This window comes from Bacteroidota bacterium (assembly GCA_018698135.1).
Classification (GTDB): Bacteria; Bacteroidota; Bacteroidia; order CAILMK01; family JAAYUY01; genus JABINZ01.
Map to the genome: position 1 here is coordinate 1 of JABINZ010000275.1, position 6,612 is coordinate 6,612.

At 33.4% G+C, this 6,612-nt stretch carries 5 protein-coding genes; 2 read left to right on the top strand and 3 right to left on the bottom strand.

Annotated elements, in window-relative coordinates; translation table 11 throughout:
• Window positions 1-76: 76 nt before the first annotated feature.
• The 3 genes from HOG71_17040 to HOG71_17050 all read right to left on the bottom strand — a co-directional run bounded on the left by HOG71_17040 (window position 77) and on the right by HOG71_17050 (window position 2,757).
• Window positions 77-808 (bottom strand): DUF3800 domain-containing protein, encoded by a 732-nt coding sequence (locus tag HOG71_17040; GenBank protein ID MBT5992554.1) that lies wholly within the window; start codon window positions 806-808, stop codon window positions 77-79.
• Window positions 809-1,198: 390 nt separating this feature from the next.
• The gene (locus HOG71_17045) at window positions 1,199-1,528 is read right to left on the bottom strand and encodes a hypothetical protein (GenBank protein ID MBT5992555.1); all 330 of its coding nucleotides are present in this window, start codon (window positions 1,526-1,528) and stop codon (window positions 1,199-1,201) included.
• Window positions 1,525-2,757 (bottom strand): DUF3883 domain-containing protein, encoded by a 1,233-nt coding sequence (locus HOG71_17050; protein ID MBT5992556.1) that lies wholly within the window; start codon window positions 2,755-2,757, stop codon window positions 1,525-1,527. Before HOG71_17050 ends, HOG71_17045 begins: the two co-directional genes overlap by 4 nt.
• A 491-nt stretch (window positions 2,758-3,248) precedes the next feature.
• On the opposite strand from HOG71_17050, the gene HOG71_17055 reads away from it, so the two are divergent.
• Window positions 3,249-4,931: a hypothetical protein gene (locus tag HOG71_17055; GenBank protein MBT5992557.1), complete on the top strand. Its 1,683-nt coding sequence runs from the start codon at window positions 3,249-3,251 to the stop codon at window positions 4,929-4,931.
• Window positions 4,932-5,025: 94 nt separating this feature from the next.
• Window positions 5,026-6,612: VCBS repeat-containing protein (locus HOG71_17060; GenBank protein ID MBT5992558.1), on the top strand; the 1,587-nt coding region annotated here is incomplete at its 3' end.

A 6,612-nucleotide genomic window follows, 5' to 3' on the forward strand; every position in this document is an offset into this window, starting at 1 on the left:
AAAGTACCAACGGCAACAGGAAAACAGGCGGTTCAATGGTCGCCTATATCACGAAACAAGGACACGCATTTTCCACTTAAGAAATCTTGTCTCGTGGTCTAAGATTGGGGGTAGGCGCACCTTCCGAGGTGCTAATATCCATTTTCCCTGTGAATGGATTACTTTTTATTGGCCACTCATCAATACAAATGATATTTTCCCCGATAATTTTTAGAAAATTATTCGATTCATCTGAACGTTTATCTGGTTCAAAGACCCTTGCAAGGGTGCCTGCAATAAAATCAGAAATTTGAATTAAGCTATTCTCTTTACTGTTTGCAAAATCAAAAGAGGATCTCTCGAATAAATTTGGAATGTGGTTTTTATTGACGTATTTTTTAAAACCTTCCATAAATTCTGGATATCCATGTTCATCGGCAATAATCCTGACATTCGGGTAAACTTCAAATAGTTGTCTATAAAGAACTCCATGTAAAAATTTAAGAAAAGATTTTTTATAGATTAGACCTGATTTTTTATCGATTTGATTCTTATCAATTGCCAGAACATAATACTTAGCTTTTAATTCACTAATATCTTGGAGAATTTTTATTCTTCGATTATCAGTTTTCACATTGCTCGATTTAATTTCACTTCCTTGAAAATACTTTTTTGAAACCTTTTCAACCAAAACTTCGACATTTGCAAGGTCAGGATCTGAAATTAAAGTGGCAACAATAATAAAATAATCTGTGACAGCTGACTTTTGGGTTTCTAAACTTGGATTCCCGAATTCGTCTACAAAAATATGTTGAACTTCGTCAATCATTTGTTCACCTTTGGTGAAATAAAAATTGTTGAATTAATAAATATTTTCGCTTGGTGGGGCGCTGGAGGAAAAAGATCTCCTCCATGCACTTACTCCTATATATAAACAGTAATTTCAATCGTCGATTTCATTCTTCCTCTATGATATTGGAAACATACGCCCCAGAAGTGCAGTCCCCACCACCATACAAATCAAAATGATAATTGATTCCATAAAAACCTCCTTCATCATGAAATAAAATTTTGAATTAACAAAATATTTAATCAAATCAAACAAAGGGGGTACATAACCAATTAGAAAGACACATAGACCAATGATTGAACTACCTGAACATAGGTCATTAAATTAAATGTTTTACCTCCTCATGTTTTATTCAAATTTGTTAAATTTTCAATACTCATCATGTTCAATATCTCCAACTCCATAATCCCATGTCATATCTGAACAAATAACTTCAAACCATTTTTTAAAAATTTTATAGGTTCTTTTCTTTGGCCAATTATTTGGGTCCACCATCCAGGATTCAAGCTCTTCTTCAAATATTATTATAAAAACCTTTTTTAAATAGTTTTCATAATTGAATTCATCATATTTATCGGGAATTAAGATCGTTGTCGCATGAGGTGTGTCATATTTTTCTGCATCTTCAAAGCTATTCGCCCAGTCAATGTATGGTTGCTTTGGGGTGATGGTTATTGATGTTCTGTTTATGGTTTTCATATTTTTTCAGTTTTTAATTCGATTCGATATAGTACTGTAATTAGCTTAACATGCTTATTTTTGAAAAGATCATTAGCTTTAATTTTCCAAATCTTCGGGTTCAGTCCACCAGCATCATAAACCACGTAAATATAATAATTAGAAAGCTCTTGAGAAATGTTGTACTCATTAGCAGTAATCTGAATCTGACCTTTTCCAATTGGGTTCTGAGTTGATTTAACCTCTATGAATTTTTCATCCCCATTAATGTCAAACGATAATATATCATAACCGGCACGATCATCCTTTTTTGAAATGTGTTTAACCTTGTTGGATAAACGAACTTTACTATGTTGCTTTAAAAAATCTTTTTCGAATTTTAGGACAATTTGCTCACCTCGGTCTCCAATCCTTTTTGCGTTTTTCGATTGTCGCTCATAATCAGGTTTTCTATTCCTCTTTCGACTTTTCTTTTTTCCTGGAAACTCACAGATATTTAAATCAACAACTTCACTTCTAATTTTTTCAATTGGAGGGAAGTCTTTTAATTTTAGTCCTTTTAACTCATCTGGTAGATTTTTATCCTTTGTCTCATCGTTTGGATTACCAAAAGATTTATAAAGGAATTTGCTGATTTCTAACATCGACCAATCTTTCATGACAGAATCTGAGTTCTTAAAATTCATTATACAGGAACGTTTATCCAACTCAGATTTGGATGAATTTTCAATGCCAAGAAAAGAAATAAAATAGTCTAAATGCTTTGCTGATAAGATGTTTAGATATTTTTCTGGATAGTACAGCGATAAGATTTTCCCTTTAAACATAGGGGAAATTAAGTTGGATTTTAGTGATTCATAATTTTCAGATTTACCGTCATTAATCAGTTTGATGATTTCTTGTTTCACATTATAGAAAGCAACTTGTATATCATCACCAAAATCTTTTTTTCCTATTCTGTATTTTCGGGTTTGATCGTCTCCGAGGACACCGAAATATATACCAAACTTTTTGGACGGGCTCCCATGCATATTCCCCCATAAATTCAGTTCGTTTTCGATGCGATTGCAAAACGTTTTTTCACCTTTTCCAACTATATATTCATCTAATTTCAAGTTTTGGATTTTGAGAACACTATAACCTCTTACAAATCTATCTCTAAGCAGTGAGATTTTTTTAAACCTTTTTTTAAATTCTGGTCTTTTTTTTTCAAATTCAAGTTGATATTCTCTGAGCTCATTGATATGCATATTTTTTCCTTTACCTAAACGGTGTAAACACTTCCCTCCCATCCCTGGCGTCAAATAAAATCTGGGAAACTTTCCTTTCCCCAACTGTATCGTGAAACTCTTGAGTACGATTCTCTTTATTTTTTCCGGAATTGAATTCTGAATTAGATTTCTGATTTTCAATACATTTCCTGATTTCCGCTCGTTTCTCTTCAGATAGATACATGAGAATCTCCCATTTCAGGTTATGTCGAATATGGAACTGGGTTTGTTATTGGTTTTATTGCACTTGGGGGAGGAGATTTCAAGGAATAAAGTGTAACGTATTAAAAATAGGGGTTTATACCTATAGGGATGTATTTTGTTTGACTGATGAAGGTATTAATGATTAATTTATTAAACACGATAAAACCAATCCTTTTGAGAAACTGGGACGAAAAGCTACGGTCTAATGATAAAATTTTAAGAGAGATATTTTATTCCCTGAATATCAAGGTAAATATGGAGAAATTATGAAAACAAAAGGGCTACTTTTATTAACAGTCATGATTATGTTGTTTTTAAGTAGCAAACCAATTATTGCTTCTCCATCAGAATCAAAAATTACAATGACAAACTCTGGACAAACTATTGATCTAAATTGGACATCAGTTCCTGGATCTTGGGGGTATAATCTTTATTATGCTGATTATTCCAATCCTGTTCTTAATAAAATTGATATGGGACTATCAACCAAACTTCAGACAACTTTACCCAAAGATTTTACTTATTATGTTGCAGTCAAATCATACAACGGCGGGGGTGAAGGTGATTATTCAAACGTTATAATAATCAAGGGATTTACTGATCAAGTTAATAAGATTCAATATAAATATACAGACCATATTGAATTTGAAAATGCTGCTCAAATATTACATATAGCACCTATTGATATAAACAATGATGGATTTAAAGATATAGTATTAATGAACGGCGCACCAGGAGCTCCGTTTCAAGTTTATGATAATCCATTTATGTTTTTTATTAACCAAGGTGGAACATCTTTTATAAAGGATGATAGTTTTATATCAGGCGAATTTCCATACATGATACACCCATGTGAGTGGGAGATCGCAGATTTTAACGGTGACGGAAGAGATGATCTATTAGTTATTGGAACTGGTGACGAAAGTCCTCCTTTCTTGGGGGAAGAGGCTGTACTTTTACTTTCTGATAACAACGGAATGTATAATGCTTCTGATCAACTAAACTCTGGTTCAGTAGGGAAAAATGGAGCAGCTTCTTTTAAACACGGCATGTCTGTGGGTGATGTTGATGGTGATGGTGATATTGATATATTCATAGTATCACTTCTTGAAACAAATGTTCATGAACTGTTAATTAATGATGGAACTGGTAATTTCACCAGTCATCCCGAAATGTTAATTGATAAAGAACTATATTCAACATGGGATAAAGTAGCCAATCCTAAACAACCGAATGCTAATGGTGATTATATAACTCAATGGGTAGCTGAGTTCGTAGATGTTGATACTGATGGTGATTTAGATCTAATTGTTGGGCGAAATAACGCTCCAGACCAGTTATTTTTCAATGATGGAGATGGAGCTTTTTCAAGTCATATTGAACTACCCAAATCATCTTTTTTTAAAAAATATAACAATAAAGTTTATACAGTTGGTATATGGTCAACTGATTTAAATTATGATGGTTATATGGATATAATTTTATCTCAGACCAAACATGACCCCATGGATGGTTTTTCAAGACATTTGCAGGTTCTAATTAATAGTGGGGATGGTAAAACATTCTATGATGAAAGCTACAGAATTCCTATTAAAGAAACTGATCAGTGGATTAGAATACTTCTTTTGGAGGATATTAATAATGATGGTCATATTGATCTCATTGTTAGTCAGTATGCGACATTTAATGGACCTGTAGTGAAAAACAATGAAGTTCTTTTTATCAATGATGGTTCCGGATACTTTAATACCTTACCTGAAAAAGCAATGAATAATCTTACATTTTGGCAGGGAGGAGAAAAATTATGTCCTATTGATATGGACAACGATGGAATTAAAGAATTTGTTTCTACCTACTTTTCTGAAAATGCGGATTGGTGGTTTTGGAAAGATAACCTTGGTTCAACTATAACAAGAACTTTGTTATGGTTTAAAGGGACGTTAAATTAATTTTGTTCAATGATAAAAAATGAGCAGCAATAGCTTGTTAATCAATTAATAATATATGACAAAGCTAAAACTTATGAGTTAGGAACGCGATACGATGAGAAAAATTATAAACGCTGTACTAACGTGCTGCTGCTGTTCAGGTATTATTGTTTCTTTAGTTTCAGGAGTGAATCTATCACCATACAATATTTCCCCAAATGCATTAACTGAGAATGATTATTTTAAAATTGACAACTTTGGCATGGATTATTTTAAGATTACTGAATCCTACACCCAAACAGTTTGTTATCCAACTCCTAATGACTGTAATGGTGAGGATGGAATCTTTAGTATCGATAATGTCCACAATGCACAGACTGGTGATTTCAATGGGGATGGATTTGAGGATTTGGTTACAACTGTAGTTTATTTTCCTCATACAATAGATAGAGTTGATACACCTTCAAAACCTATTTTTTATTTAAATGACGGTAAAGGCACATTGAACAGGTCAGATGACCTTGTTAAAGATTACACTAATATTAAAAGACATATGCTATATAGGACAGCTGTTGCAGATTTTAATTCTGATGGATTAGACGATTATCTGGCTGGTGGTATGGGTATGATTAAAAGAAACCCAGATGGGACATATACCAATAAATTCGAACCGAATCTACTTTTATTAAGTGGAAAGGATGGTAAATTATACGACGCTACAGGGAATATTGAAGGTCAAGAAAATGGTGGATTGCCTGATGGCTTCAAATTTGCTCATGATTTATCCTGGGGCGATATTGATGGAGATTCAGATATCGATTTTTATGCAGGTGGCATTCTTTTTTTGAATGATGGGGTCGGTAATTTTACTAATGTTCTCGGTCAATTACCCAAGGAGGCTAAAAATCAAGGAAATTCTCCTCCATCAGCTAACTATATGATGTCCTCGTTAATTGATGACTTTGATAATGATGGCATTGGTGACCTTATTGTATTTCATGATGATGAAACTGGTTCAAACTCATATTCGTTGATTAGTAAAGGTAAACCCCTTCTTTCAGATCGAAATTCTCAGCTGTTACCAACTGGGCTGTTTGGCACCAATACCAAACATAATTTTGCCAATTCAGCTGATATCAATGGGGATGGTTATAAAGATATTTTGATAGGACAAACAAGAGCAATTCCATACTATGTCGGTAGAGCAATTCAAATATTTGTAAATCAAGGGGATGGTTCATTTATTGATGAAACCACCATGCGAATTGACAATTCAAAACGTTCTGATTTGAATATTATAAAACCTGATGATGGATCTGGCGAAGGGAATTTATATTTGTTAGATGTCGATAATAATGGCAGCATTGATATTGTGGATTCCACTGGAGCAGGCTTTGAGGAAGACGGACATTCAGGACTTCACGTATTTCTCAATGATGGATCTGGATATTTTACTGTTGTTGGCAAATCATCATATATTTACCTTCAACCATTTCAAATAGAGGGATTTGAAGGAACAGAGCAATGGTTTAGTCGCCCCATGCAAAGGTCCATACCTATAAATTTGGATAACAAACATGGTATAGACTTTGTTAGTATTGTGCAAAAACCTCATATGGTTTGGCCTGATACAGATTATCAATTAATTCTATATCAACTAACTTCCAAGAAAACACTCTCAAAATTAAGCGCTCCGTTCCTA